Origin of the sequence: Sorangium sp. So ce448, assembly GCF_051520915.1 — a bacterium.
GTDB classification, from domain to species: domain Bacteria; phylum Myxococcota_A; class Polyangia; order Polyangiales; family Polyangiaceae; genus Sorangium; species Sorangium cellulosum_B.
Genome location: NZ_CP150343.1, coordinates 5,925,001 through 5,950,544, shown reverse-complemented (window position 1 = coordinate 5,950,544; position 25,544 = coordinate 5,925,001). Strand labels below are relative to the sequence as shown.

Here is a 25,544-nt window from a genome sequence, read left to right as displayed (position 1 = left end):
GTGGGCGGAAGAGGAGGGGGGCCCCACCTCGATCCAGGCGGGCCATGTCGGCTCTCCGGCGAAGCCCAGGCCGGCACGGCCGTGCGCCGAGCGGCCGTTGAACCTCCGCCGCTTCCGTGGACACCGCTGGAGGTATCAGCAGGCAGGGATTGGGACGGAGAACGAGGAGGGGGACACGCCCGGGTTCACGGCGCAGGCGGCATGGCTGGTGAAGGCGCTCCTTCTCATCCTTGTCCTTCAACTTCCGGGTACCCAGGGCGTCCTTCCGCCGGAAGGCCACTTGGCGGTTTCTCTCTTGCCGCGATGAACCTCCCGCAGCAGCGCTGGCACCGTGCTCTGGCGAGGGCTCCTCTACCGGCCATCCGAACCGGACGACTCGGAGGATGGCGGAGAGGCAAAGGATGTCGCCGTCGACCCCAGAGGACAATGCCGTGGTCGTGGGCCGCAGCCTGGGAAATCCGGATCTCGGCGGTGGGCCAATCCCCGCCGGAACGAGCTTTGTGGTGAAGGTGAACCCGGCGTGGGGGCGGAGGCCGCCTTGGTGCCATCGCGTCCGCCAGTACCTCAGGGCGGCGGCGAACGGCGGCATGTCGGCCCGGCGCCCGTCCCCCGGCCCCGGCGCATCCCACGAACCCTGGACAGTCAAGCGGGCACCGAGGCGCGCTCGGAGCGGTCCAGGCGCCGGGCGGCGGGTGAGGGGGCCTCGCGAAGGGGCGCGCTTCGCGACGAAGTAGGTTAGAGTGCGCGCCATGCCTGATTTCGCCAAGCTCGCCGCCGCGGCCTCGATCGCCCGCGGCCTCGCCATGGACGCCGTCCACGCCTGCTCATCCGGTCACCTCGGCCTACCGCTAGGGGCCGCCGAGATCGGTGCAGCGCTCTACGGCGACATCCTCCGCCACGATCCGAGTGAACCGCACTGGTTGAACCGCGATCGCTTCGTCCTGTCCGCCGGTCACGGCAGCATGTTCCTCTACGCCTGGCTGCACCTCTCGGGCTATCCGGTGTCCCTCGACGACGTCCGCCGCTTCCGGCAGTGGGAGTCGAAGACGCCCGGCCACCCGGAGTACCATTACACCGAGGGCGTCGAGGCGACGACGGGCCCGCTCGGCCAGGGCGTGGGCAACGCGGTCGGGCACGCGGTGGCCGCCAAGATGCTCGCCGCGCGTTACAACACGCCGGAGCACACGATCTTCGATCTCAATGTCTACTGCCTCGCCGGCGACGGCTGCCTCCAGGAGGGCGTGGCCGCCGAGGCGGCCTCCTTCGCGGGGCACTTCAAGCTCGACAACCTGATCCTCATCTACGACGCCAACGACGTCACCCTCGACGCGATGGCCATCAAGACGCAGAGCGAGGACACGGCCAAGCGCTTCGAGGCCTATGGCTTCGAGGTGCTCCACATCGAGCAGGGCAACGATCTGGAGGCCGTCCACCGGGTGCTCGGCCAGGCGCGGGCGTCGAAGAGCGGAAAGCCGAAGTTCGTCGTCGCCCACACCCTCATCGGCAAGGGGATCCCGGAGGTCGCCGGCACGCAGAAGGCGCACGGCGAGGGCGGCGCCAAGTTCGTCGATCAGGCCCGCAAGAACCTGGGGCTGCCCGCGGAGCACTTCTACGTCAGCGAGGAGGTGAAGCAGTTCTTCGCGACGCGCAAGGAAGAGCTCGCCAAGGTGCGCGGGGCGTGGGAGGCGACCTTCCAGGCCTGGCGCGCGAAGAACCCGGAGCTCGCCCGCCAGCTCGACGACGGCCTCGCGAAGAAGCTCCCGGCGGACATCGACGCGCGCGTCCCCGCCTTCGCCGCCGGCACCAAGGTCGCCACGCGCAAGGCCGGCGAGACCGTGCTGCAGGCCGTCGCCGAGGCGGTGCCCGCGCTCATCGGGTCGAGCGCCGACCTCTACGGCTCGACGTTCAACTACATCGCGTCGAGCACCGACTTCGATCCGGAGCACCCCGCCGGCCGGAACATCCGCGCCGGCATCCGCGAGCACGGCATGGGCGCGATCATGAACGGCATCGCGTACCACGGCGGCCTGCGCCCGAGCGGCGCGACGTTCCTCGTGTTCGCGGACTACCTGCGGCCGAGCATCCGCCTGGCCGCGCTGTCGCACCTGCCGGTCGTCTACATCTTCACGCACGACTCGGTGGGCGTGGGCGAGGACGGGCCGACGCACCAGCCCGTCGAGACCGTCGCCGGGCTGCGCGTCATCGTCGATCTGGACGTCATCCGGCCGGCGGACGCCGAGGAGACGGCCGGCGCCTGGATCTCCGCGCTGGAGCGCAACGACGGCCCGACGGTCCTCGCGCTCACGCGCCAGGCCGTCCCGCTGCTCCCGGGGGACGCCGCCGCCAAGCGCGAGGGCGTCCGGCGCGGCGCCTATGTCCTTGTCAAGGAGGCGGCGGCGCTCGAGACCATCCTGATCGCGACGGGCAGCGAGGTGCAGCACGCGGTCGAGGCCGCGAAGCGGATCGGGCCCGGCGTCCGCGTCGTCTCGATGCCCTGTGTGGAGCGGTTCGCGCGCCAGGATCACGCCTACCGCGAGGCCGTGCTGCCCGCAGCGTGCACGCGGCGCGTGTCCATCGAGGCGGGCGTCACCTTCGGCTGGCACCGGTGGGTCGGCACCAAGGGGATCGCCCTCGGGATCGACCGCTTCGGCACGAGCGCCCCCGGCGACATCGTGATGGACCGGCTGGGCATGAACGCCCAGGCGGTGGTGCAGGCCGTGCAGGACCTCGTGCCCTGACCACCTGAAGAAGCGAGAGACCGCCGGGAACGCCGGGAAGCAACATTCCTCGGCGCTCCCGGCGCGATCTCTCGAGCTCCCGTTCCGCCGCCCACCGCATGATCGGCGAGAGCGCTGGACGCCGCCCGCCGCCGAGCTAAAAGCCGGCCGTGCCGTCGGGCGACCTGATCTCGCAGCTCTTGGCCCTCTTCGCGGTGCTCGGGGTCGGCGTGCTGCTGCGGGCGCTGGGCCGGGCCGGCCAGGCGGACGCCGCCGTGCTGCACCGGCTGGTCATCGACGTCACAACGCCCGCGCTGATCGTCAGCGTGCTCCGCCGCTCGGGCATCGGCCACGGCGCGTGGGGCGCGGTCGCCGCGTCGGCCGTCGCGCTCTTCGCGTGCGCGCTCGCGGGGGTCGCGGTGGCGCGGGCGCTCGGGCTCCCGCGCGCCGCGCAGGGCGCCGCCGGCCTCGTCGGCAGCTTCTCCAACACCGGCTTCCTCGGCGTGCCCATCGTGCTGGCCCTCTACGGCGACGCGGGCGGCGCGGCGGGGACGGCGATCCTCGTCGACAGCATCGTCACGGCGCTCCTCCTGTGGACCTTCGGCGTCGCGCTCGCCGCGCGCATGGGCGGGGGCGGCGGCGGGGACGGGCGGGGCCTGCTCGCGGTGCTCCTGCACCCCAACGTGCTGTCGATCGCCGTCGGCCTCACGCTCCACGCGGCGCCGATCCCGCTGCCGGTGTGGCTGGAGCACGCGCTCGGCGCGCTGGGGAGCGCGACCCCGACGCTCGTGTTCCTCGCGCTGGGCCTCAGCCTCGACCTCGCCTCGCTCCGCGGCCGCGTGCGGCCGCTCGCGGCGATCGCCGCCGTGAAGCTGCTCCTGTCGCCCGCGATAGCGCTCGGCGCCGCTGTCGCGCTCGGCCTGAAGCGGCCCTCTTCCGAGGTGGCGGTGCTTCAGTCCGCCATGCCGACCTCCATGGTGTCCGTGATCGTCGCCGCGCGGTACGGCTGCGACGGTCAGTTCGCGGCGGCCACGGCGGTCGTGACGACGCTCGGGGCGCTGGCGAGCCTGCCGATCGTGCTCGAGGTGCTGCGCCGGCTCGCCCCGTAGCGCGCCCTCCGCTTCCCCGCTCATGAACGCGACCCAACGCGGCCTGACGCGACCCAGAGCGCAGGTCCCGCGCAGGTGTGTGCGCCACAACGCGCCCAATCGCTGAAAGCCGAGCCCAGCAAATCGGCTTGGCAATGCTGGACGGAATATGTAAGTGTCCGGCGTGTAATAGTGAATGTACACGACCTGAGCGCGATGGCCACTGGCGAGCTGAAAGGGCAGATCCGATGATCCCGCGGGGCATGGACATCGATGGACTGCAGGCGGAGCTGGAGCGGCTCCGCTGCGAGGTCAAGGCGCTGGAGCAGCGCGCCCAGGCCGCGGAGGCGCAGGCGGCGCTGTATCAGGGCGTCTTCGAGCACCTGCCGGTCCCGTCGGCCCTCTACGGCGCCGACGGCGTACTTGTGGACATCAACCGGCGGAACCGCGAGATACTGGCCGTGCCGTCGAAGGATGCCATGGTCGGCAAGCATAATATGTACGAGGACCCTGTCGCCATGGCGGGCGGATACACTGCCCACTTCGATCAGGTGATCCGGAGCGGCGGAGGCGTGATCATGGCGCCGACCGCGTACAACACGGCCGACGCCGGCCTCGAGCGCACCGAGGACCGCACCGTCTGGACCGAGACCAGGATGTCGGCGGCCGACGTGGGCGACGCGCGCTACGTGATCGGGATCAACCTCGACGTGACCGACAGGATGCGCGCCCAACAGGCGTACCAGGACAGCACGGCATTCGTCACCGCACTCGTGGAGCACGCGCCCAGCGCCGTGTACGTCAAGGATCTGAACGGCCGCTATGCGCTCGTCAACAGGCACTTCGAGCGGCTCATGGGCCTCTCCCGCGACGCGGTGCTCGGGCGCGCCGATCGCGACGTCATGCCCTCGGAGCTCGCCGAGGCTTTTGCGCAGTCGGAGCGGCAGGTCATCGCGACGGAGGCGCCGCTCGTCAAAGAGGAGCAGCTCCTGCTCGAGGGCCGCGTCCATTCCTTCGTGACGAACAGGTTCCCGCTGCTGGATTCACGAGGCAGGCTGCATGCGGTGTGCGGCATCTCCGTGGAGGTCACCGAAAGCCGTGCGGCCGAGGCCGAGGCTCAGCGGCTTCAGGACGAGATCATCCACCTGCAGGAGGCCAGGCTGCGCGCCCTCTCCACGCCGCTGCTGCCGATCGCGCGCGGCGTGGTGGTGATGCCGCTCATCGGCAACATCGATGCGCCGCGGGCTCAGCAGGTGCTCGAGATCCTGCTGGCAGGCATCGTCGCCCACCAGGCCTCGATGGTGATCCTCGACGTTACGGGCGTGCCGACCATCGACGCCCAGGTCGCGAGCGCGCTTGTGCGGACGGCGCGCGCGGTGAACCTGCTGGGCGCGCAGGTGCTCCTGACCGGGATCCAGCCCGCCATCGCGCGGACGCTCGTCGAGCTCGGGGCGGATCTGGGCGGGCTCCTGGTGCGGTCCACGCTCGATTCGGGCATCGCGTATGCCCTCACGCCCCGACCTGGTAGACGCGCCGGTACCCTGCCTCCACGTCCGTGATCGTCACCTCGACGATCCCGTGCGAGGTGATCGCGTACTGCTCCTCGATCAGCGGCCCCTCGTTGCCCATGCGCTCGACGGTCACCCCGCCGAGCTCGGCGGCGCGGTCGCGGAGCCGCCGGTCGAAGGGGAACACGACCTCGTTGAACGCCGTGATGTCGCCGTGGGGCACGCCGAGCCGGTCGAGCGCCGCGCACTCGACGAACCGGTAGCGGCCGACGTTGTGCGCCGCCCGGTACACGCGCCGCGAGACCACCGGCGCCTCGTGGCTCGACGGGATGCGCGCCTCCCGGTCGAAGATCGGGTCGAAGACCACCTCGTCCCCGCCGCTGCCCTCCCGGAACACCCCGAAATGGCGCGAGAGCCGGTCGGAGAGCTCGAAGCCCGCGTCCTCGTCGACGGCGATGGCCAGGCCGATCGCGATCGCCGCCGAGGGGTAGGGGGAGCGATGGACGCGGCGCCCGAAGCGCTCGCGCAGCGTCCGCGCGACGATGGGCAGCGAGCTCGCGCCGCCGACCACGTAGATCCCCGCGATGTCCGCGAGCGCCTCGCCCGCGCCGGCGTCGAGGCGCGCGATCACCGGCTGCATCGCCGCGATGGTCGACTCCACGAGGGGCACGCACCGGTCGTAGTAGTCGGAGGTCGCGATCGTCACCTCGCGGGCGGGCGAGAGGTCGCCCAGGCAGGCCTCCAGGTCGATCACGATGCGCCGGGAGTTCGGGTTGAGCCGCTCCTTGGCCTCGCGGCACTGGTCCGCGAGCGCCGCGAGCGCGCGCGCCGGCAGGCCCTCGCGCTCGATCTTGCCGGCGTCGAGCGCCATCGAGGCCAGCGCGGCGTCGAAGTCGTCGCCGCCGAGGTGGTTCAGGCCCGCTGTCGTCACCGCGTCGTGGCTGCGCCCGGTCATGTGGACGAGCGACGCGTCGAACGTCCCGCCGCCGAGGTCGTAGACGACGATGTGCTCGCGCTTCGACGTGATGGTGCTGCGGTGGCGGTGGGTGTACTCGAAGCCGGCGGCCGACGGCTCGTTCAGGAGCGCGATGACCTCGAAGCCGGCGCGGCGGAACGCGTCGAGCGTCACGAAGCGCTGCGACCCGTGCGCGTTGGCCGGGGTCGCCACGACCGAGATGAGGCGCCCGTCGTCGTCTTTCTTGGGCCGGTTCGACCGGTTCAGCACGGCGTCGCGGAGCGACCGCAGGAACAGGGTCAAGAGATCGAGCACCCGGAGCTTCGTCCCGCCGATCTCGACCTCGACGTCGGGCGACGCGTGCGGGCCGGAGAGCACGCGCTTGAACGACCGGAGCACGGTCCATTCGGGGTCCGAGGCGACCGCGAGGGCGTCGAAGCCGAACCGGAGCTCCCCCCGCCGCTCGGCGGCCACGGAGGGGTAGAAATCCACGGTGTCCCCCGCCGCGTCCTGGAAGCTGACGACAGGGTAGTTCCCGCGATCGCAGCACGCGACCACGGTCCGTGTGGTTCCGAAATCGATCCCGAGGCGCAAGGTAGGGTCTCCTCCGGCCCCATGCTGCCACATCCGGCCGCCCGCGGTGAAACTCTGCGAAGGTCAGTCGGCTTCTAGCTCGAAGGCACCGTCGTAGATGGCGTCGACCGAGATCTCGGCGCCGTTCGCCAGGAGGATCGCATCGCCTCGCTCGAGCACGCGATACCGCCAGGAGCCGTCCCCCTCGCGTCGATAGTGCTCGATACGCACGTGCCACGGTGAGACGAGCAGGTAGTCCGTCAGGCAGGGGAGGCGCTGGTACCCCTCCCACTTCTCGCCCCGATCGAAGGCTTCGGTGCTGCGCGAGAGCACCTCCACGATGGCAGTTGGGTTCGAGAGGACGTCGCCGGCGCCTGGCTCGGTCTGTACGCCGCCGCACACGACGACGGCATCCGCGTAAACGTAGCGCGCTCCCTGTTTGGCCGAGATCCGTTGATCGGACGAGAGCACGTGGCACCCCCTGCCGCGCACGGCCGCGCGGAGCTCTGCGCCCGCGGCGGTCGACAGGAAGTTGTGCCGCGGGCTGCCGCCGGCCATCGCGAAGACCTCACCGAGGTGGTACTCGTGCTTCGCGGGCTGCTCGCGCTCCCACGCCAGGTACTCGGCGGCGCTCGTGCGTCGGCCGGCGGCGGCATCGCCCATGGCACGCACCTTAGCGCGGCGACCGTCGGCTGGCGACAGGCGAGGGGACGGCTGGCGCACCGCCGCCACATCGGCGCGGCGCGCCGGCGATCGCGGTGCCGCCGCGGGCAGCGCGTGCGGGCGCAGGTCCTGGGATCCCCGTGAAGCTCAGCTCATCGGCTCGCCTTCCTCCGCGTCGACCCAGAGCACCTCGCGACGAGGGGACGGCCAGCGTCCCCTGTTCAGCGCTTGAGCCAGTGCCCGTAGGGCGGCGGGAGGACGCGGCTCGGCTGCTCCACGCCCAGCTTCTTGGCGGCGTGATAGGCCCAGTGCGGGTCGTCCAGGAGGGCGTGCGCCAGCACGATGAGGTCCGCCTGGCCCTCCTTCAAGGCTGCTTCGGCCTGCTCGGGCTCATTGATGAACCACCCCGCGGCGACCGGCAGCTCCGCTTCCTTCCGGATGCGCCCGGCGTGCGGGAGCAAGAAGCCAGGGCCCCAGGGGATCTTCGAGAGGTCGGGCACGGCGAACCCGTGGCTCGCGTCGAGAAGATCGAGGCCGGAGGCCTTGAGCCGCCTCGTCAGCTCGATCGACTCCTCGACCGTGACGCCGCCGTCCACCCAGTCCGTGATCGAGAGGCGGACCGTCAGCGGCAAGCGCTCCGGCCAGACGCTTCGCACCGCGTCGAACGTCTCGACCAGGAAGCGGATCCGGTTGTCGAACGACCCCCCGTACTCGTCGGTGCGCGCATTGGCGAGCGGCGAGTAGAAGCTGTGCGCCAGATAGCCGTGCGCGAAGTGCAGCTCGAGCCACTGATAGCCCGCCTCGCGTGCCCGCCGCGCGGCGGCGACGAAATCGCCCTTCACGCGCTCGATGTCGGCCTTCGACATCTCCCGCGGCACCTTGGGGAGGTTCGCTCCGAACGCCTTCGCCGAGGGCGCCAGCGTCTCCCAGGCGCCCTCGTCCTGCGTGAGGTGATCGTCGCCCTCCCAGGGCCGGTTGGCGCTCGCCTTCCTCCCCGCGTGCGCGAGCTGGATCCCCGCGACAGCGCCCTGCTCCTTGATGAACGCGACGATCCGCTGGAGAGGCTCGATCTGCCCGTCCTCCCACAGACCGGCGTCTCCGGGGCTGATGCGGCCTTCCGGGGACACCGCCGTCGCCTCGGCGATCGCCAGGCCGACTCCGCCCCTCGCCATCGAACCCAGATGAACAAGGTGCCAGTCGGTGGCGTACCCGTTCCTGGAGGAGTACTGGCACATGGGAGAGACGACCACGCGGTTGCGCAGCGTCACGTCCTTCAAGCGAAAGGGCTCGAATAACCTCGTCACGGAGACCTCCTTGTCAAGCCGGCGCAGCTTTGCACGCCTCGGCTCCTCGCGGGATGCCTGACGCTACTTTTTCTCGCCCTGCTTGTCGCCCGCCGCGCCGCCGCTCGCCTCCACCAGGGAGGGTGGCGGGTCCGACTGCACCGTCTTCGCGTCGCCGGGCTCGAGCGTCACCATCATGGTCCGGTTGCCGCGCTCCGGGTCCACGAACGTCACCTCATGCGACCCGGGCGCCACCTTGCGCCCCGAGATCGGCGTCGTCCCGATGGGCTTGCCGTCCAGCAGGATCTCGGTCGGCTGTGCGGCGACCACGTCGAGCATCGGCGCGTCGTCGAGCGGCGGCTCGGGCTCCGGCTCGGGCTCGGCCGCGATCGGCGCGGGTCGTGGGGGCTGCGGCGGCGGCTTCGGGGCGCCGCCGCAGCCGGCGATGGCGAGGGTGACGAGGAAGGTGGACGTGCGAAGCATCGACGCAACGCTAGACAGGAAACGCGCGGGAGGAAATGGCGACGGCGATACCACGCGCCCGGCGCGCGACCTCGCGCGCCGGCAGCCCGCGGCCAGGCGTCGCGCGACCCGGGGGATCCCCACGAAGACCGGGGTGTGCCGCCGTCCCAGAAGGCGCGGCTCGTCGCCTTGCCCTCATCCGCCGCCGCTGCCGTAAGGGCGGGTGAGGATCTCGAGGAAGTGCCCGTCGGGATCGGGGAAGTACACGCCACGCCCGCCGTCATGGTGGTTGATCTCCCCGGGGTGCTGCGCTCTGGGATCGGCCCAGTACGGGATCTGGCGTTCGCGGATTCGACCGAAGATCTCGTCGAACTCGGCCTCGCTGACCAGGAAGGCGAGGTGCTGGGAGCGGATCTCGCCGGGGGTGTCGATGAAGTCGAGCGTGATGTCGTTGTCGAGCCGCACCGTCAAGAAGTGCCCGAACGGCACAGGCGCCGCGAGGCCCAGGATCTCGGTCAAAAAGGTAGCGGACGTCGTCTTGTCCCGCGCCGGGATGATGGTGTGATTGAGCTGGACGGCCATGCTCGCTTCCTCCCTTTCGTGGGCGGTTGCCCATCTCCGGGCGGATCTTGAGCGATCTCGCGACGAGGGGCCACCTCCAGGCTGGCGCGAGGACCTGGATCGAGCGGACTTTGCCGCCTCTTGGCGCTCGCCGCCGAGCGCCCGAGAGGATTGCTGGAGCCGGCGAGCGGCCTTAGGAGCCCAACCAGGATCGCGGCGCCGAAGCGCACCCCGCGCCCTCTGCGCGTCCGGGGTGGAGGGACGGTCTCACGCCGGAGCTGTCCGCGATCGAGGAGCGGCGAGAAATGGTGCGCATTCCGATGTTCGTCGTCGCGTTGCCCTGCAGCCTGCTCGCGCTCACGGCGGCCTGCTCCGATCCCGCCCCGCCCACGCCGCCGCAGCCCGTCACCGACCCGGCGGCGGAGGAGGCCGCGCGGTTCATCGATGCGGCCGAGGCGGAGCTGCACGAGCTCAGCACTTACAACAACCGCGCGGCGTGGGTGGCGGCGACGTACATCACCGTCGACACCGAGATCCTCGCGGCCGCGGCGAGCGCGAAGCTGCTCGGGGTGCAGGCCGATTACGCGAAGCGGGCCGCCCGCTTCCTCGAGCTCGATCTGCCCTATGACGTCCGCCGCCGGCTCGAGCTCCTGCGAACGTCCCTCACGCTCTACGCACCCGCCGATCCCGCGAAGACGAAGGAGGTCGCGACCATCGCGTCGAGGCTGGAGGCCATGTACGGAGCGGGCAAGTACTGCCCCGCGAGCGGCGAGTGCCTCAATCTCGAGGACCTGAGCAGGACCCTCGCGAAGAGCCGCGACCCCGAGGAGCTGAAGCGGGCGTGGGTCGGCTGGCACACGGTCTCTGCCCCCATGCGCGGCGACTTCACGCGGCTCGTCCAGCTGGCGAACGAGGGCGCCCGCGAGCTCCGGTTCAAGGACACAGGCGACGCGTGGCGCTCGAAATTCGAGATGCGGCCCGGCGTGCTGTCGCGGGAGGTCGATCGCCTCTGGGGGCAGGTCAAGCCGCTCTACGACGCGCTCCACTGCTACGCGCGGGGCCGGCTCGCCGCGAAGTACGGCGAGGACGTCGTGCCCGGCAAGGGCCCGATCCGGGCGGATCTGCTCGGCAACATGTGGGCGCAGGAGTGGGGCAACATCTACGATCTCGTGAAGCCCGAGGGCGCCGCGCCGATCTACGATCTCGACGCCGCGCTGCAGGCGAAGGGGTACACGCCGATCGAGATGGTGAAGACGGGCGAGCGCTTCTTCGTCTCGCTCGGGTTCGAGCCGCTCCCGGCGACCTTCTGGGAGCGGTCGCTCTTCGTCAAGCCGGCGGATCGCGACGTCGTCTGCCACGCGAGCGCGTGGAACATCGACGACGAGGAGGATCTGCGCATCAAGATGTGCATCGAGATCACGGCCGGCGACTTCCAGACCATCCACCACGAGCTCGGCCACAGCTTCTACCAGCGGGCGTACAACCACCTGCCGCTCCTGTACCGCGACAGCCCCAACCCCGCGTTTCACGAGGCCATCGGCGACACGATCGGGCTCTCCGTCAGTCCGGAGTACCTCCAGCGGATCGGGCTCGTGGACCAGCTGCCCCCCGCCTCCAGCGATCTCTCGCTCCTCCTCCGCGAGGCCCTCGGCAAGATCGCCTTCCTGCCGTTCGCCGTCTCGGTCGACCGGTGGCGCTGGGGGGTGTTCTCGGGGGACATCCAGCCGGCGGGATACAACAAGGCCTATTGGGAGATCCGGAGGAGGTACCAGGGTGTCGTGCCGCCGGTGCCTCGCTCCGAGTCGGACTTCGATCCTGGCGCGAAGTACCATGTGGCGGCGAGCGTCCCGTATATCCGGTACTTCTTCGCCCATATCCTCCAGTTCCAGTTCCACCGCGCGCTCTGCGACGCAGCGGGGTACAAGGGGCCGCTCCACCGCTGCACGATCTACGGCAGCGACAAGGCCGGCGAGCGCCTCCGGCGGATGCTGGAGATGGGGCGGAGCCGTCCGTGGCCGGAGGCGCTCGAGGTGGTGACGGGATCGCGGCGGATGGATGCGGCGCCGATGCTCGACTACTTCGGGCCGCTCAAGGACTGGCTCGACCAGCAGAACCGCGGCAAGACGTGCGGGTGGTAGGCGGGGCGCGCGGGATCAGGCCTGGGGCGGCAGGTAGTCCGGCGGCGGCGTGTAGAAGGCGAAGCGCGTGACCGCGTGGTAGCCCATCGCGTCGTACACGGGCCGCCCCAGGTCCGTCGCGTGGAGGACGGTCTTCTGGGCGCCGGTGGCGCTCAGCGCGTCGTCGAGACAGCAGCGCATCACCGCCTCGGCGTAGCCTTTGCGCCGGTGTTCGGCCGCGGTGGCCACGAAGCCCACGTACCGGATCCCCGCCACCATGAACGTCGCCGCGCAGCACACCGGCTGATCGCCCACGTAGCCGACCCGCCCGAACGCCCGTTCGTCCCACAGCGCCTCGTGGGCCAGGGCGGCGCGCCCGGTGGGGAGCGGGAGGCCGTAGGCGATGGAGTTGAGATCGGCGACGGCCGCGCGCGTCTCGGCGTCGCTCACGCGCCTGAGCTCCAGGCCGGCGATCTCCCGCCGCGGGGTGGGGAGCGCGTCGGCCACCATGCCCATGATCGACACCGCAGGTTGGAAGCCGAGCGAGGCCAGGAGCTCGGCGGCCGCTTCCGCGTCACCGCCGGGCGCCCAGCTGTCGGACAGCGCGAAGAACCAGGGAACGCCGCCGGTCCGGGCGAGCTCGGCGCCGATGCGCGCGCGGCGCTCCAGATCCGTGAGGTTGCCGGCCGGCGAGGAGAGCGTGGCGATGTTGAGCAGGGCCATGCCCGTGCCCGAGAGGATGACGGAGACGCCGTCCGCGTGCTCGATCCGGTGACCGGGGAGGCAGCGGTTGAAGTGGATCCAGGCGGCCAGGAACTGCGCGTTGCACTCTGCGATCTCGGTCGGATCGGACATGGGAGACCTCCTCTGGATCGAGATATACCGGGCCGGGCGCCCGGCGATCGAGCTTTCGCCGTCGAGCGTGCGGGCCCCGCGGCGCTGCCGTGGCTGTCGGCTCGGCAGCAGCGGGGTGCTCTGGCCGGGCAGGATGATCCGATCGAACCTGACGGATCAGGGCGCCGGATGGGACGAAATCAAGGCGAAGGCACCAATCTCCAAGGACGCGGACCGGAGAGCGGAGGTGCGCCGACGGGCGCGAGGGGGCCGAGATCAGCGCCGCTCGTCCCCCCCTCGGGCGGCCTCACGGCTCGACCGACCCCAGCGTGTGGCAGTTGTTGCACGAGAAGTCGCCATTGCCGGTCGTGGGGTCGTACTGGACGCGCTGGAGCAGGCTGGCCATCTCGGGCACGACCTTCTCGAACATGAAGGTGCTCCACTCCGCGCGCTCGGGGTGCTCCGGGTCTTGCACGTACTCGAGGAACCCCTCCTCGGTGTCGGGTAACACGGCGATCGCCGGGCTCGGCATGGCGTAGGCGCGCGTGGGCCCGTCGGCGCCGTGGCACGTCGCGCAGTCCATGGTCTCGAACGCCGGGTCGTACGCCACGAACACCTCCTTCATCCGCGGCAGGACGTCGCTGTTCATGTACGTGACGCGCTCCTCGAAGTTCATGTCCTTCCACGCGGTCGGCTCCGGATCGCTGGAGTCCTCCGCGCCACCACACGCGGCGACGAACAGGCACGCTGCCATCGAGACGTGCCTCACGACCGCGCTCCTCGTCCGGCGATCGGAGCGCGGCGGCGCCTGATCCGGCCGCTCTTGCGCTGCCTTCGCGTCGTTGGTCGCCGGTTCCGTGGTGATCATGGATCGCATGTCGTATCTCCTCTCCTGGGTCGAGCTCGTTCGAAGCAGGTCGTCCGGACAGTACTGACCGGATGCGCCCTGGTTCTACCGTCACGACGAACGGGCGGGCCCGAGATCGACACGCTCAGCGATGTTTTTTTGCTGCCGCCATCTGTCGACAACTGCTTGAAACTGCTGGGCCATGAGCGCGCCATGGCGGCGCGGCTCAACGTCGACTGACGTCGCCCGACGTCGACTGATGTCCACGGATCCCGACTGATATCGCCTGATCTCGACGGACGCGGACCGGGCCAGGGGCAGGGATGCTTTCTTGGATCCTCTCACGAGGGCGACGCCGCGGCGCCGGGGCTGGCGTCGGGCGAGGGAGCGCAGAGGGGCGCGGACAACAGCGCCTCTGCGCACGGCGCGATCACGTCGCGCACGGTGTCCAGGTGGCAGCGCGCCCGCTCCGCCTCGGTGAGCCGGCCGTGGTCGCGCCATGCGGCGGCGTCGATCCCGGCGCGCTCGCCGAGGTGCGCGCCTCGCACGGCGAGCGCCTCGTCGAACGCGCGCGCCACCGCCGCGCGCACCGGCTCGCCGCCGCGCGCCACGGCCCAGCGCACGAACGCCCACGCGAGCTCGGCGTGAGCGGCCTCGTCGGCCGCGATCCTGTCGAGGCAACGGCGCGCCTCGGGGTCGCGCGCGCGGTCCCGCTGCGCGCTGGCCAGGAGCGCGGCGAGCGTCTCGCCCACGCAGCCCTCGCGCACCGCGCTGGCCGCGGCGCCGGCGAGTGTGGGCGCGCCGAGCGCGCCGTCCATGGCCATCGGCCCCGGGCCGAGCGGCCGGCCGGCGTAGCGGCTCGCGAGCGTGAAGCACGCCCTGGCGTGCTGCAGCTCGTCCGACAGGGCGCGGTGCGCGGCGTCGATCAGGGCGGGCGGCGCGCCGAGGGCGAGCAGATCGAGCGTGAAGCGCGCGAAGGACGCGATCGAGGCGTGCTCCAGGCGCGCGTCGGCGAGCCACGCCTCCGCGAGGGCGGCGCGCGTCGCGGGATCGAGCGCTGTCACGTCGTCCGCCGCGGGATCGAGCACCCAGTCGGCGCGCGCCTCGACGCCGGCCAGGCGCGGCTCGCCGTCCACGAGGAACGGGCGGCCGCAGGCGCCGATGCCCGGGTCGTCGACGTCGTAGCAGCACTGGCCGTCCTCCAGCCGGCCATTCTCGTAGCTCACGCAGGACACGGGGTTCGGATGGTAGTCGCTCGGGCAGGCCTCGGCGCTCCCTCCCGCGCCGCCGGCCCCGCCGCCCCCGTCGCCGGCGTTTTGCTGGATCTCTTCCGGCGAGAAGCACCTCGTCTGGACGCTGCTCTGACCGCCGGCGCCGCCCTGACCCGCCGTGCTGCTCTGCGCACCGGCGCCGCCCTGACCGCCGGCGCCGCCCTGACCGCCGGCGCCGCCCTGACCGCCGGCGCCGCCCTGACCGCCCGCGCCCGTACCTGTCTCCGCGCCCTCCACGGCGCCATCGAGACAGCCGACAGCCAACGACAGGCCGGTGAACATGCCGGCTCCCACGATGTGCATGATGCGCGCGCGAAGATCTCTGCCCATGGTGCTTTGCCTCCTGCGATGTGCCGTCCCTCGGCACGGGAGCAGGATGTTTCCTGATCCCCGGGACGCGGTCACGCCACGCCGAGCGTCACCGGCACGGCCGTGGGCTTGCGGAAGAACAGGCTGGGCGCGTAGCTCGGCCGCGCCGCGGCGGCGAGGCGCAGCCCGGGGAACGCCGCGCGCAGCGCCTGCACGGCGCACCTCACCTCGATGCGCGCGAGGGGAGCGCCGATGCACGTGTGGACCCCCCAGCCGAAGCCGAGGTGCCGCCCCCGCGGGGTGGCGACGGGGCGGGTCACGTCGAACCGCTCCGGGCTCGGGAAGACCGTGGGGTCGTGGTTGGCGGCCCCGAAGAAGGCGAACGCCGTGGCGCCCGCGGGGATCTCAACGCCGCCGACGACCGCGGGCGCCGTCGCGCGCCGCGGCTCCATCTGCACCGGCGCGTCGATCCGCAGCGTCTCCTCGATCGCCGCCTGGAGCAGCGCCGCGTCGCCGCCGATGGCGTCCCAGAGCGCGGGCGCCTCGAGCAGGCGGAGCACGAGCGAGCCGATCAGGCTCGCGACGGTCTCGTAGCCGGCGAAGAACAGGACGATGATATGCGAGATCATCTCGTCGACCGACAGCGGCGCCTCGCCGTCGACGCGGGCGCCGAGCAGGGCGGTGATGAGGTCGTCGGCGGGCTCGGCGCGGCGCCGCTCGATGAGGGCGGTCAGGTAGCGCTCGTAGGAGACGAACCGCCGCGCCGCCTCCACCTTGCGCGCCGTGTCGGCCGTCGGATCGTAGAGCGTGAACCGCTCATCCTGGCAGGCCCTGAGCAGGGGCGCGTCCTCGAGCGGTATCCCGACGAGGGCGGCGCTCATCTGCAAGGGGAGCGGGAAGGCGAGCGCCTGCATCAGATCGACTGGGCCGCTGCCGGGGTCCATGGCGCTCACCAGCGCGTCCGCGGCCCGGGCGATGGCCGGCTCGAGGGAGGCGACCCTCGCCGGCGTGAACCCCTTGGAGAACAGCGCCCGCGCGCGCGTGTGCCCGGGAGGGTCGTTGTTGAAGAGCGCCGGCGGCATCTCGTAGACGCCCTGCTTGAGCTCGGCGATCACCTCCGGCGGCAGATCCGGCGGCAGGTCGAGGATGTGCGCGGACGAGAACGCGACCGGCTCGCGGAGCACCTGCGTGAGCTCGGCGTGGCCCGTGACGAGGTAGGCGGAGAACGCCTCGCTGTAAGCGACCGGCGCCTCCCGGTGGGCCGCCTGATAGAACGCGCGCGCGGGGTCGTCTGCATAACCCTGCGAGAAGGGCTGGAACAGCGCGCCGACCCGGCGCGCGCTCTCGCCGGCCGGCGGCCCCTGAGGGGTGTTCTCTTCAAGCATCGGCCCCGAGCCTACCGGGTCCGGCGAGTGAGGGAAACAGCCCGGGAGATCAGTGGAACGCCCGCCCGAGGAGGGCGCCCGGCGCGCGGGCGCAGACGAGGACCGCGGCGATGGTCATGCTCAGCCGAGCCGCCCCGCCGCGCGCGGCCGCCTGATGGGATGGGACCTAGAGGTCCTGGATGTAATCACATCCGATGCTCCTGCCGAGAGAGTGGCAGTGGATGGCGGTCTCCGGCGCCAGGTCCGGGCGATGGATGTTGGGAGTCCGGTAACAGGTGGACTGGTCATTGCCGACGATCAGATATGCCCACCGCCTCCCCGTCGGGGTGGGGCCCGACATCGTGCAATCGAGCCTGGTCCCTGCCACGAAGCCGTTCACGATCGCTTGCTCGGTCTCGCCGGCTTCTTCGCTGTCGATCGACGGATCCATGGATCCCACGCACGCAGCGCCGGAGACGCAGACGAGCCCTGTCACCAGCGCCATGCCGAGCCAGTTCTGGAGATTGCGACGATTGCTCATACTTCCTCTCTTTCTACGACGGAGACTCGTTACGGGTGGAGCCCCGGTGGTCACCGTTCGCGAGCCTCGTCGGATTAACGAGCAAGAGCTATGCTCGGGGCGTCTGTCACCCGGCGCTACAGCGTCACTGGTGTCACTTCAGATATCTAGACATCTCCGCTCCCGGGGCAAAATCGCGCGAAAGGGAAACGGAGAACGTCACGAGGGACAGGGAAACGGCCGACATCGGAGATCGATACGATCGCCAGGGACACGGAGCCTGGCGACAGGACATGGAGAACGCCGCCAGGGACACGAAGTCGAGCGACCAGGATGTGGAGATCCTGGCCAGGGACTCACGCCGGATCCTGCGCGCTCACGGGCGTCGCGGGAGAGCGCGCAGGACGAGGCCGCGCGCCATCGCGCGGCCCGCGCTTCACAGCACGTGCGGGAGCGGCAAGGCGAGCCCGGTGAGCGGCGGCATCTGACCGGCGCGCGCCAGCGCGTCGCCGTACACGGCGTCTCCGCTCCGGAGGTCGCCGAGGCGGCGCGGCGCGAAGCGGATGTCGTCGAAGACCGCGGTGCAGCCGTCGCCTGCGGGCGACTGGGCCGAGAAGCCGACGGCGAGCTCTGCCGTGCTGCCCAGCGAGAAGCTGCGGACGAGGTGCCATGTCGTCCCGTCGGTGGAGGCGTGGAACGTGCACACCCGCCCGAGCCGCGAGACGCGCAGCCAGACGTGATCCGCGTCGACCTCGAAGGATCGGCGGTCGTCCGACAGGCCGCGGGTCACCACGGAGACGACCGTCGGGGCGCCCTCCGCCGAGAGCTCGAAGCAGAGCTTCGCCCACGAGCGCTCGTGCGCCCAGAGGAGCAGCACGCCGGCGTCGCGCACCGCCGAGAAGCCCACCGTCACCCGCGCGCTGGCGAGGAAGTCCCCGTGCGGCGTCCCGAGCAAGCGCGGCGCGTTCAGCGCGCCCCGGATGCGCTCCGGATCGAGGAACAGGTCGGTCTCGCCGCCTGCTGTGACGGTCAGGCTCGACGCTTTCCCGGCGCTCCAGCTCCTGGGCGGTACCTCCCAGCGGAGCGGTGTGGGCCACGGCGCTAGGTGCACAGGTTCACTCACCTCGTTTCCCTCCCCTGCATCGCGTCGATGGTACCGGAGTGTGCTCCTGCGTTGTCGTGGAATCGTTTCGGTGTGTATGGAGGATCTCGCTTCTATGCGAATTACCGTCCTTCTGATCTCCTGCTGCTCGGTTGGATTCCTGGCAGGGTGCTTCACCTCGCGGAAGGGACCCCCGGAGTTCCTGCTCGGCGCGAGGGCGGTGCGGACATCACCTGGTGCCGATGGTGACCGGGACGAGAACGCCGGCACCGGGGTTACCGGCACCGGCTATGTGGACGCCGCGGCCGCCCTCGCCGGTGCGGCCGGGTCGACCGTCGCAAACCGCGCGTTGTACGACACGTGCTACGCGGCGTGTCCAACCGGGACGGCGTGCGACGCAGCCACGGGGATGTGTGTGCGGCAGCCGTGCGGGGGGAAATGCCCGGCCGACTACCGCTGCAGGGTCGTCGAGGGGAAGGAGGCGTGCGTCCTTGGCGAGCCCGACCGCGGCGTGCTGTCGCCGCCGGAAGCGCCCGGGGCAGGGGAGCTCGGGCCGCGAGCGGCGCCCGGGGATGCGCCGGGGCCGCGCGTCAACTGAGGAGCGGCGCCCCGCGCGATCACCGCCCCTCGATCCGCCTCATCACCTCTGCATAGACCTCGCGCCTGTCCGGCCGAGCGCGGCCCAGCGCGTCCTTGAGCGCCGGGATCGCCGGCGCGCCCACGTGCCCGAGCCCCTCCGCGGCCGCGCGGCGGACGACGGCGTGCGGGTGCAGGAGCAGGCCCACGATCGCGGGGATCGCCGGCGGCCACGGCGCAAAGCAGAGGATCCGGATCGCCGAGCGGACCACGTCCGGCAGCGGATCCGAGAGGAGCGCGCACGTCGCGCGCAGGTAGGCGGCGCGATCGACCGCGTCGCGGAGGAGCCGGTGCGCGTGGAGCCGCACCCGGGGGCGCCGATCGCCGAGCAGCTCCACGAGCAGCGCCGCGAGCTCCCCGTCGGGCGCCCCGGTCAGCGCCGAGAGCGCCCGGCGCGCCTGCTCCGCGTCCCCTGCGCGCGCGAGCCGCACGAGCTCCTGCCGCGCCGGACCTCGGCCGCTCGCCTCGGGCGCCTGTGGCTCCGGGCGCGCGCGCAGCGCCTCCAGCGCCCGCGTGTCCTCGGCCGCGCGTCCCCCACCGGGCGGCCGGAGCGGGCCGTCGTCGAGCGAGAGCCGCCCGGCCAGATCGGCGCGCCCCTCGGCGCGGAGGCGCTCCACAACGGCCTCGAGCTCCGGCGTCCGGAGCAGCCGCTCGCCCGCGACCAGATCGAGGTAGCCCCACGCCCCCTGCCGGAGGCGATCGACCAGGTGAGCCGCCCGCGCGTCGGGCGCGACGCGGCGGATCGCCTGGGCCGCCGCCGCGCGCGTCGCCGGCGCGCCCGACTCCCACCACGAGAGCAGCTGCGGGAACAGGCGCTCCGCCTCCGGCGGCGTCAGCAGGTCCGCGAGGCGCGCCGCGCGCTCCCGGCGTGCCTCGTCGGCCGGGTCGCCCCGGAGCTCTTCCTCGGAGAGATCGAGCAGCGAGGGCGCCAGGGAGGGCAGCCCCGGGCGGTCCACGCCGTCCATGTCGCCGCGCAGGTAGGCCTCCAGCGCGGCGGCGCGGGCGTCGGGCTCCGGCCACGAGAGGAGCGCGACGGCGGCCTTGCTCCGGAGCTCGGGCGCGGGCGCGGCCAGCATCGACAGCAGGCGCTCGCGGAGCGCGGCCGAGCGCGGCTGGTCGAGATCGGACGGCCGGGGCACCCGCGCATCGCCGCTCGGCGCGGCCGCCTGCTCGGCGAGGGTCCAGGGCGGCGCGCCGATCGGCTGGAGCGACTCCATCCAGTCGAGCAGCGCCGGTCGCGCCGGCTCGGCCGCGGTCGGGAACACCTCGATCAGCGCGGCGAGCTGCGCGCGCGAGCCGAGGCCGCCGCGCGGCCGCTCCCGGAGCGCCGCGAGCGCCGCCGGCTCCAGCGCCGCGGCCCGGAGCGCCGTCCGCCAGGCGGCCGCGCCCCCGGGATCCTCGCCATCGCCCGCCTCGGCCGTCGCCCCGAACGCCTCGCGCAGGATCGCCGGCTCGGCCGTCCACGGATCGGCGGCGGCGCGCGCCATCGCGAGCGCCTGATCGACGTCGGCGCGCCCGAGGATCGCCCCGCACCGCCGCAGCAGCGCGAGCGGCGATCGGCGCGCCCCCGGCGCCGGCGCGAGCCCCCGCACGCGCGCCGCGACGCCGAGCGCCTCGGCGCGCGCGAGCTCGGGCGCCGCCTCCTCGAGCAGCGGCAGCAGGCCGTCGCGCAGATCGGCCGCCGCCTCGGCGAGCCCGTCGAGCAGCACCGCGGCGTGCCGGGCGTACAGGCGCGCCTCGGCGGGCGACCAGGGGGCGGTCGATGCGCGGACGATCAGCCGGAGCGCCGCGTCGCGCAGCGCCGGCTCGTCCGCTGCCAGGCGGAGCCACTCCGGCGCGAGCTTCCGCAGGGCGGCGAGCCACCGTTGCGTCAGCGCCGTCTGCCGCTCGAGCAGGCGCCGCGCCGTCGCGTCGTCCCAGCCGTCGCGGGCGAGCGCGGCAGCGAGCGCGTCCGCGGCGCCTGGGGGAGGCGGGGCGCCCGGCCGCCCTCGATCGCGGGCGGGGAGGCCGTGCGCCTCGATCTCCGCGGCGAGCTCGTCGGCGGTCCCGGAGGCGAGGGCGATCTCGCCATCGAGCACCCGCTCGAGCAGCCGAGCCGCCGCCGCCGATCCCTGGCGGAGCCCGCTCCGGATCGCCCGAGCCGACAGCTTGCCGCTCAGGGCGTCGAGCAGCCGGTCGCGGGCGCGCTCGTCCTCCGCGGCCCCTGCGGCGGCGAGGATCGTCGCCTCGCTGGCCGGCCCGACGATCACCCGCAGCGCGGCCTCGAGCGCAGCCCGCAGCCCCGGGTTGTCGTGGCGGCCGAGCCAGAAGACGAGCTTCGGCACGGCCTCGGGCCCGCCCGCCCGCGCCAGGGCCTCGGCCGCCGTCTTCTTGATGCTCATGTTCGGGTGATCGAGGCACGCGGCGATGGCGGGGCAGGCCCACCGCGCCCCCATGCCCCCGAGCGCGCGCAGCGCCTGCCTCGCCGTCTGCACGTCGCCCGCGCCCGTGAGGAGCGTCAGGCTGGCCGAGAGCGCCTCGGCGCCGTCCTCGGCGAGCAGCGCGATGACGCGCTTGCGCACGCGGGGATCGCGGTGCCGGAGCAAGCGCGGGACGCGCGAGCGCGCGGCCTGACCGCGCGCCGAGCGCAGCAGGTCGACGAGGAGCGCGCGCTCGCCCGCGGACACGCCGGGTCGGTCGAGGAGGTCGAGGGCGAGGCTCGCGAGCAGCGCGTCGCCGGCAGCGCTCTCGCTCCCGGCGTCGAGGAGGCAGGCAGGCCGGATCTTCCGGCGCTGGTGGAGCCGTCGCCCGAGGCCGCGGATCGACTCCGCGACATCGTCCGGGATCGCCGGCTCCGCGGGCCGCGCGGGGCCCCGGTCGAGGTCGCGATCGGGCGGCTCGGCTGGCCCGCCGGGGGCCCACGCCGCGGCGTGGTCCGCCGCGATCCGGAGCAGCAGATCGGCGATCGCCGGCAGGGCGCTCGCGTCGCCCGCGCGCGCGAGCGCCCTGAGCGCGTCCGCTGGCGTGCACCGCTTCACCGCGCGCTGGAGCACCGCGAGCTCCGCCGCGTCGGCCCCGGCGAGGTCGGCGGCGATCTCGGCCGGCAGGTCCCGGGGGTTCAGGCGGGCGACGAGCGCGCGCCGGTCCGCCGGATCCTCCGTCAGGTGCCAGAGCAGCGCCGCGGCGCGGTGGCGCTCGCCTCGGAGGTGCGGCGCCATGGCCGCGCCTGCGCCGTCGAGGCCCAGCGCGGCCCGGAGCGCGTCCGCCGTGCGTGGGCCGCCGATCGCGGCGAGCGCCTCCAGGGCCGCGGCGGGCGCGCGCGGCAGGGCGGCGAGCACGTCGTCCTCCGCGGCCGCGTGGCGCAGGGCGCCCAGCGCGCGCAGGAGGGGGGCGGGCGAGCGCGCGTCGCGGAGCTTCTCGGCGAGCGCGTCGCCGAGCGGGAGATCCGCCGCGCCCTGCCGCGCCATGGCGACGATGATCTCGGCGCGGCGCGGCCAGCTCGCGTCGCCGCCCGGCGCCGCGGTGAGCGCCGACAGGAGCGCGCGCCTGCAGGTGAAGGCGATCGCCGCGACGTCCTCCGCGGTGATCGTGGGATCGGCGAGGGCGAGATCGAGCAGGGCCGCCGCGTGCTCCGGGGCGGGGAAGTGCCCGCGCCGGTGCAGCGCGCGCAGGCAGGCGATCGCGCTCGGGCCGAGCAGCAGCGGATCGCCCGCCGCGACGCTCAGGATGGCGCCGACGTCCTCGCGGGTCGCGTGCTCTCCGAGGAGCGTGAGCGCCCGCTGCCGGAGCCGCGGCGGCGCGTCCTCGCGGGAGACGAACGCGCGGAGCGCGGCGCCCTCGCCGTGGCGCGCCGCCGTCTCCAGCGCGGCGGCGGCCACCTCGGGGGCGCCGCCGAGGAACTGCTCCAGGCGCGCGCCGGGCAGCGGCGCGCCGGCGAGGACGGCCCAGGGCGCGGCGAGCTCGCGCAGCGCGCCTGCGACGATCGCGGGCGCCGCCGCGTCGAGCAGCGCGGCGAGCACCGCGCGCGCCTGCTCGGGCGCGAGCAGCGCCGCGTGCAGGCAGCGCCGGGTGAGGTCGAGCGCCGCGGCCGCGAGGACCGGATCGCGGCGCGCCGCGAGCTCGGGGAGGAGCGCCTCGGGCGCGGGGATCTCGGCCGGATCGAGCGCGTGGAGCGCCTGGTAGAGGAGCTCGCCGGCGGGCTCGCCGCGGACGGCCTCCGGCCGCGTGAGGATCTCGGTCCGGAGCCACGCGACGCGGACGGCGGCGGGGAGCGAGGCCTCGCGCCACGACGGGAGGCGCTGATCCGGGAGGGAGGGCCAGAGCTCGCGGTAGAGCCCGGCGAGGAGCAGCGCGATCTCCGGCGTCCTCTCCAGCGTGCGCGGGAGCAGCGCCGCGAGCTCTCGCCGCCCTGCGCTGCCCTCGCGCCGGGCGGCCTGGGCCATCCGCGTGAGCCCGAGGTACCGCACGCGCTCGTCCTCGTGCTCGACGAGCTGGCGGAGCATCTCCTTGCTGCAGCGCGCCTCGTCGACGTGCTCCGCGAGCCACCGCACGTCCGCGCGGCGGAGCGCCGCGGCGAACGTCTCGTCCAGGTGCACCATGGCGGCGCCATCGTAGACCGGCCCGCGGCCGCGCGGCGCCGGCAAAGCGATGGCCGGCGCCTCGTCACCGAGGCCGTCGGCGCGCGGTCGCTCCGATCACTCCGAGTTCTCCGACGGCCTGCTCCCCGTCACGGCAGCGCGCGACAGATTCAGCAGCGCCTTCGCGCGCGAGTACGCGATGTACGGGTTGTCCGTGGAGCCGCCAAGATCGTCGGCGTCTTCCCCTGGGCCCTGCGCCCTCACCGGGAGCCAGAGGTAGTCGGGGTGCAACTGCTTGCCGTTGATGCCGTTGACGAGGGAGGGGTTCCTGATCCACTCGCCGCCGATCACCGTCAGCCGATCGTCGAGCTCGAGCACGTAGTGGAGCTCCACGTTCATGACCGGGATGTTGCGCTGCGCGGGGGGCTGGAGGAGCTGCTCGGCGCTCACCTCGTCCGAGACCATCCCGTAGCGCCCGCTGACCCGGACGAAGCGCCTCGCGTACGGGTTGAACCGGTAATTGTAGCAATCCGCCCCCTGGAACCCGCCGTTACAGACGAGCCGCGCTGCCTCCTGCGCGCTCACCTCCGCCATCGTGTCGATGCTGAACGACGTGACCGGGTAGCTCCACACCTCGCGGTGCCAGGTGTAGTCGACGACGAACGCGCGCCGCGCCCGAGCGCTCGACGTCGAGCTGATGGAGCTTGCGCCCAGCCCGAGGAGGCCGGTCATGGCGATGTGCATCGTCGCCGGGTTCAGGTCGCGGCACGCCGGATCGACGGGCCTCCCGTACTGATCGCGCTGGACGAGGTCCTCCCGCGCCTCGCAGCGCCGCCCGGACACCGTGGCCGAGTCGCTGTGGTACAGCTCGGTCATGAGCGCCTCGATATCGGCGGTGCGGAACAGGATGCACCCCGTCTCCACCGAAGCGCACGTGGTCACCTTGCCGCCCGAGAGCTTCACGCGGATGTCGCGCTGGGGCGGTCCGCCGTCCTCGGCGACGACGTAGGCCGCCCAGCCGTTGCAGTGTCCCCACCAGTACTCCGGGGTCACCCCTTGATACAGGCCGTGGTTCTTCAGCTCCCAGTACGTCGTCGGCCCCGCGACGCGCGTCGCCCGGGGAGCGCGCAGCCCGTCAGCCCGGCCCACCCCCAAGGTGATTGGGCCCGCGGGCGCATCGAGCGACCGGCCCTGTCCCGCGTAGAACAGGAGATCGTACTTCTCGGTCGGCGAGAGATTGTCTGGATCGGACGTCAGATCGCCGTAGTCCTTGACAGCGGAGTTCCACCGGTCCGCGATGCCGTTTCTGTTTTGCGGCCACCACTGCGAGGCGAAGGGGCCCGAGGACTGCCCTTGCAGCAGGCTCGAGTTCAGCGCCACGTACGACCCCCTGAGCTCCGGATGAAGGCTCGTGGGCAGATTCGCGCCGTCGATGGCCTCCCGCGTCCCGGTCAGCGGGATGAGGAGCGCGTGCGAGCCGCCGAGGATCTGCCCGGTCTCGGGCGAGAAGCCGAGCACGTACGGAATCGATCCACCCTCGATGAAGCGCGCCGTCTCCGGCCGCGCGCCGCTCTGTATCTGCAGCGCGGCCACGCCTTCGCGTGGCGGCTCTTGCTGATCCAGGTCCATACAGCCCAGCGCGAGAACCGCTGAGCCCACCGCCATCGCCCCGATGCGCATTGTCATGGCCGCTCCCCCCCGACGCCTACCCTGTGCCACCTGGGTCGCCGGTGTCTGCAGAGGTCAGGCCAGCGGAGAGGAGGATGCGTCGCGCAATCGATGCACGCGCGCGCTACGCACGCGCAGCCGTGCTGCATTGAAGGTCTCGTTAGTCCTTTGCGTACTCCTTTGCGCGCGGGCGCATGCGCTCCAGACGGCCGATGGTGCGCTCGCGCGCATCTGCCGCGCGCACGGAGAGCCTCCACGGCGGGCTTTCGCCCCGGATGCTCTCCTGCGGCGTCACGTCCTCGTGCGAGCCGAGGTCGTGGCGGGCGAGCTCGGGCTCGGCATGCCACGCCGGGCCCGGCGCGTGGCGCGCCGCGCGCTGCGCCAGGTGGCGCGCCGCCGTCCTCGCGCCCTGGGCGGTTCTGTCGTCACCGTGCCCTGGCGGGCGGCCGATACCTCGGACGTGTCTCGGCGCCGCACCGGGCGGCGAGTCGCGCGAGGCGGCGAGCAGGC

The 25,544-nt window shown here is 72.8% G+C and carries 18 protein-coding genes; 5 read left to right on the top strand and 13 right to left on the bottom strand.

What is annotated here, in order from left to right:
• Positions 1 to 749 precede the first annotated feature (749 nt).
• The 3 genes from tkt (at position 750) to WMF45_RS22415 (ending at position 5,364) form a co-directional block, all read left to right on the top strand.
• Complete coding sequence (gene tkt / locus WMF45_RS22425; RefSeq protein ID WP_437718887.1) at positions 750 to 2,738, top strand: transketolase; 1,989 nt, start codon at positions 750 to 752, stop codon at positions 2,736 to 2,738.
• A 149-nt stretch (positions 2,739 to 2,887) separates the two neighbouring features.
• Positions 2,888 to 3,826: an AEC family transporter gene (locus WMF45_RS22420; protein WP_437718886.1), complete on the top strand. Its 939-nt coding sequence runs from the start codon at positions 2,888 to 2,890 to the stop codon at positions 3,824 to 3,826.
• 134 nt (positions 3,827 to 3,960) lie between these two features.
• Positions 3,961 to 5,364, top strand: a complete 1,404-nt coding sequence (locus WMF45_RS22415) for a PAS domain-containing protein (protein ID WP_437719564.1) — start codon at positions 3,961 to 3,963, stop codon at positions 5,362 to 5,364.
• On the opposite strand, the gene WMF45_RS22410 is transcribed toward WMF45_RS22415, so the two are convergent.
• The 5 genes from WMF45_RS22410 to WMF45_RS22390 all read right to left on the bottom strand — a co-directional run bounded on the left by WMF45_RS22410 (position 5,315) and on the right by WMF45_RS22390 (position 9,831).
• Positions 5,315 to 6,862, bottom strand: a complete 1,548-nt coding sequence (locus WMF45_RS22410) for an Hsp70 family protein (protein ID WP_437718885.1) — start codon at positions 6,860 to 6,862, stop codon at positions 5,315 to 5,317. The two genes, WMF45_RS22415 and WMF45_RS22410, sit on opposite strands and share 50 nt — an antisense overlap.
• A 63-nt stretch (positions 6,863 to 6,925) precedes the next feature.
• Positions 6,926 to 7,504, bottom strand: coding sequence for a Uma2 family endonuclease (locus tag WMF45_RS22405; protein ID WP_437718884.1), 579 nt, complete (start codon positions 7,502 to 7,504; stop codon positions 6,926 to 6,928).
• Between the two features lie 221 nt (positions 7,505 to 7,725).
• Positions 7,726 to 8,808 (bottom strand): NADH:flavin oxidoreductase/NADH oxidase, encoded by a 1,083-nt coding sequence (locus WMF45_RS22400; RefSeq protein ID WP_437718883.1) that lies wholly within the window; start codon positions 8,806 to 8,808, stop codon positions 7,726 to 7,728.
• A gap of 63 nt (positions 8,809 to 8,871) precedes the next feature.
• Positions 8,872 to 9,270: a PEGA domain-containing protein gene (locus WMF45_RS22395; protein ID WP_437718882.1), complete on the bottom strand. Its 399-nt coding sequence runs from the start codon at positions 9,268 to 9,270 to the stop codon at positions 8,872 to 8,874.
• 174 nt (positions 9,271 to 9,444) lie between these two features.
• Positions 9,445 to 9,831 (bottom strand): VOC family protein, encoded by a 387-nt coding sequence (locus WMF45_RS22390; RefSeq protein ID WP_437718881.1) that lies wholly within the window; start codon positions 9,829 to 9,831, stop codon positions 9,445 to 9,447.
• 284 nt (positions 9,832 to 10,115) lie between these two features.
• On the opposite strand from WMF45_RS22390, the gene WMF45_RS22385 reads away from it, so the two are divergent.
• Positions 10,116 to 11,948, top strand: coding sequence for a M2 family metallopeptidase (locus WMF45_RS22385; RefSeq protein WP_437718880.1), 1,833 nt, complete (start codon positions 10,116 to 10,118; stop codon positions 11,946 to 11,948).
• Positions 11,949 to 11,963: 15 nt separating this feature from the next.
• Here WMF45_RS22385 and WMF45_RS22380 read toward each other — a convergent pair whose 3' ends face one another.
• From WMF45_RS22380 to WMF45_RS22355, 6 genes are all read right to left on the bottom strand, one after another.
• Positions 11,964 to 12,782, bottom strand: coding sequence for a GNAT family N-acetyltransferase (locus WMF45_RS22380; RefSeq protein ID WP_437718879.1), 819 nt, complete (start codon positions 12,780 to 12,782; stop codon positions 11,964 to 11,966).
• 286 nt (positions 12,783 to 13,068) lie between these two features.
• Complete coding sequence (locus WMF45_RS22375) at positions 13,069 to 13,638, bottom strand: hypothetical protein (RefSeq protein WP_437718878.1); 570 nt, start codon at positions 13,636 to 13,638, stop codon at positions 13,069 to 13,071.
• Between the two features lie 311 nt (positions 13,639 to 13,949).
• On the bottom strand, positions 13,950 to 15,209 hold the full coding sequence (locus tag WMF45_RS22370; RefSeq protein WP_437718877.1) for a ferritin-like domain-containing protein: 1,260 nt from the start codon (positions 15,207 to 15,209) through the stop codon (positions 13,950 to 13,952).
• Positions 15,210 to 15,280: 71 nt separating this feature from the next.
• Positions 15,281 to 16,573 carry a cytochrome P450 gene (locus WMF45_RS22365; protein WP_437718876.1) on the bottom strand — a complete coding sequence of 431 codons (1,293 nt, stop codon included), beginning with the start codon at positions 16,571 to 16,573 and terminating at the stop codon, positions 15,281 to 15,283.
• A gap of 166 nt (positions 16,574 to 16,739) precedes the next feature.
• Positions 16,740 to 17,093 carry a hypothetical protein gene (locus WMF45_RS22360; protein ID WP_437554560.1) on the bottom strand — a complete coding sequence of 118 codons (354 nt, stop codon included), beginning with the start codon at positions 17,091 to 17,093 and terminating at the stop codon, positions 16,740 to 16,742.
• A 415-nt stretch (positions 17,094 to 17,508) separates the two neighbouring features.
• The gene (locus WMF45_RS22355; protein WP_437718875.1) at positions 17,509 to 18,183 is read right to left on the bottom strand and encodes a DUF1349 domain-containing protein; all 675 of its coding nucleotides are present in this window, start codon (positions 18,181 to 18,183) and stop codon (positions 17,509 to 17,511) included.
• A 106-nt stretch (positions 18,184 to 18,289) separates the two neighbouring features.
• On the opposite strand from WMF45_RS22355, the gene WMF45_RS22350 reads away from it, so the two are divergent.
• Positions 18,290 to 18,772 (top strand): hypothetical protein, encoded by a 483-nt coding sequence (locus WMF45_RS22350; protein ID WP_437718874.1) that lies wholly within the window; start codon positions 18,290 to 18,292, stop codon positions 18,770 to 18,772.
• Positions 18,773 to 18,791: 19 nt separating this feature from the next.
• On the opposite strand, the gene WMF45_RS22345 is transcribed toward WMF45_RS22350, so the two are convergent.
• On the bottom strand, positions 18,792 to 23,387 hold the full coding sequence (locus tag WMF45_RS22345; protein WP_437718873.1) for a HEAT repeat domain-containing protein: 4,596 nt from the start codon (positions 23,385 to 23,387) through the stop codon (positions 18,792 to 18,794).
• Positions 23,388 to 23,483: 96 nt separating this feature from the next.
• Positions 23,484 to 25,052, bottom strand: coding sequence for a hypothetical protein (locus tag WMF45_RS22340; protein WP_437718872.1), 1,569 nt, complete (start codon positions 25,050 to 25,052; stop codon positions 23,484 to 23,486).
• Between the last annotated feature and the right edge of the window lie 492 nt (positions 25,053 to 25,544).

Bases quoted from the DNA above. Each gene is read 5' to 3' on its own strand.
- tkt (WP_437718887.1), top strand. From the start codon at position 750: ATGCCTGATTTCGCCAAGCTCGCCGCCGCGGCCTCGATCGCCCGCGGC.
- WMF45_RS22415 (WP_437719564.1), top strand. From the start codon at position 3,961: ATGCTGGACGGAATATGTAAGTGTCCGGCGTGTAATAGTGAATGTACA.
- WMF45_RS22405 (WP_437718884.1), bottom strand. From the start codon at position 7,504: ATGGGCGATGCCGCCGCCGGCCGACGCACGAGCGCCGCCGAGTACCTG.
- WMF45_RS22395 (WP_437718882.1), bottom strand. From the start codon at position 9,270: ATGCTTCGCACGTCCACCTTCCTCGTCACCCTCGCCATCGCCGGCTGC.
- WMF45_RS22390 (WP_437718881.1), bottom strand. From the start codon at position 9,831: ATGGCCGTCCAGCTCAATCACACCATCATCCCGGCGCGGGACAAGACG.
- WMF45_RS22385 (WP_437718880.1), top strand. From the start codon at position 10,116: ATGGTGCGCATTCCGATGTTCGTCGTCGCGTTGCCCTGCAGCCTGCTC.
- WMF45_RS22380 (WP_437718879.1), bottom strand. From the start codon at position 12,782: ATGTCCGATCCGACCGAGATCGCAGAGTGCAACGCGCAGTTCCTGGCC.
- WMF45_RS22375 (WP_437718878.1), bottom strand. From the start codon at position 13,638: ATGCGATCCATGATCACCACGGAACCGGCGACCAACGACGCGAAGGCA.
- WMF45_RS22370 (WP_437718877.1), bottom strand. From the start codon at position 15,209: ATGGGCAGAGATCTTCGCGCGCGCATCATGCACATCGTGGGAGCCGGC.
- WMF45_RS22365 (WP_437718876.1), bottom strand. From the start codon at position 16,573: ATGCTTGAAGAGAACACCCCTCAGGGGCCGCCGGCCGGCGAGAGCGCG.
- WMF45_RS22360 (WP_437554560.1), bottom strand. From the start codon at position 17,093: ATGAGCAATCGTCGCAATCTCCAGAACTGGCTCGGCATGGCGCTGGTG.
- WMF45_RS22350 (WP_437718874.1), top strand. From the start codon at position 18,290: ATGCGAATTACCGTCCTTCTGATCTCCTGCTGCTCGGTTGGATTCCTG.
- WMF45_RS22345 (WP_437718873.1), bottom strand. From the start codon at position 23,387: ATGGTGCACCTGGACGAGACGTTCGCCGCGGCGCTCCGCCGCGCGGAC.
- WMF45_RS22340 (WP_437718872.1), bottom strand. From the start codon at position 25,052: ATGACAATGCGCATCGGGGCGATGGCGGTGGGCTCAGCGGTTCTCGCG.